General features: G+C 39.7%; 1 protein-coding gene and 1 pseudogene. One reads left to right on the top strand and one right to left on the bottom strand.

Features of this window, described 5'->3' with window-relative positions; all coding sequences use genetic code 11:
• A pseudogene (locus tag VXQ92_RS20345) lies at positions 1-84 on the top strand (GFA family protein); the annotation flags it as partial.
• 51 nt (positions 85-135) lie between these two features.
• Here the strand turns inward: VXQ92_RS20345 and VXQ92_RS20350 are convergent.
• A partial coding sequence (locus VXQ92_RS20350) for a pyridoxal phosphate-dependent aminotransferase (RefSeq protein ID WP_416683003.1) occupies positions 136-1,107 on the bottom strand: 972 nt, incomplete at its 5' end.

Here is a 1,107-nt window from a genome sequence, read left to right on the forward strand (position 1 = left end):
TCAAAACCTGATTTTTATAATTTTCAGAATGATACAAAAAAACTGACTGAGGCTGAGGTGGCAGCTTTATTTAATTTAGAATAATTTTAATTATAAAAAAGGCCTCAATTTTGAGGCCTTTTTTATATTTTCAAATTATTTAGCAGCTTTTTCAGCTTCGATAGATGCAATTGCAGCATCAACGCCTTCGATTGATTCAGCAGCTTTTTTGATACGTGCTAACGCATCAACAAGTACTTCGTCAGCTGTTGCATATGAAATACGCATGAAACCACCTAAACCAAATGCATCACCAGGAACGACTGCTACGCCAGTTTCTTCAAGTAACCACTCAGAGAATTCTGTGCAAGACTTTAAGCCTTTTGCACGAATAAGAGGGCGAATATTTGCATACGCGTAGAAAGCGCCATCAGCAGGTAAGCAAGAGATCCCTTTGATGTCGTTTAAGCCATTAACTACTAAGTCATGACGACGTTTAAACGCTTCAATCATTGGTTTTAAAACATCTTGTGGGCCATTCAACGCAGCTTCAGCAGCAACTTGCGAAATTGAAGTCGGGTTAGAAGTTGATTGAGACTGGATTTTTTTCATTGCACCAATGATTTTTGCTGGGCCGGCTGCATAGCCAATACGCCAACCTGTCATTGCATATGCTTTAGAAACACCATTTAAAACAATCGTGCGGTCATATAAATCAGGTGCAACAGTTGCAATGTTGTAGAACTCATCTTCCCAACGAATTGGTTCATACATGTCGTCAGATGCAACAAATACTTGCGGATGACGACGTAAAACTTCAGCTAAAGCTTCTAATTCAGCTTTGCTATAAATCATACCTGTTGGGTTAGATGGGCTGTTTAATACCACTAAACGAGTGTTAGGAGTAATTGCTGCTTCTAATTGGTCAGGTGTAATTTTGAAACGTTGCTCTTCGCCACATTTCACGATAACAGGCGTACCTTCAGCAATAATGACCATATCTGGATAGCTTACCCAGAATGGCGCAGGGATGATCACTTCATCACCCTTGTTTAATAATGCTAGTGCCAAGTTAAAGAAGCTTTGCTTACCGCCACAAGAAACCAAAATCTGGTTAGGTTGGTAATC

Source organism: Acinetobacter sp. 228 (genome assembly GCF_048147885.1).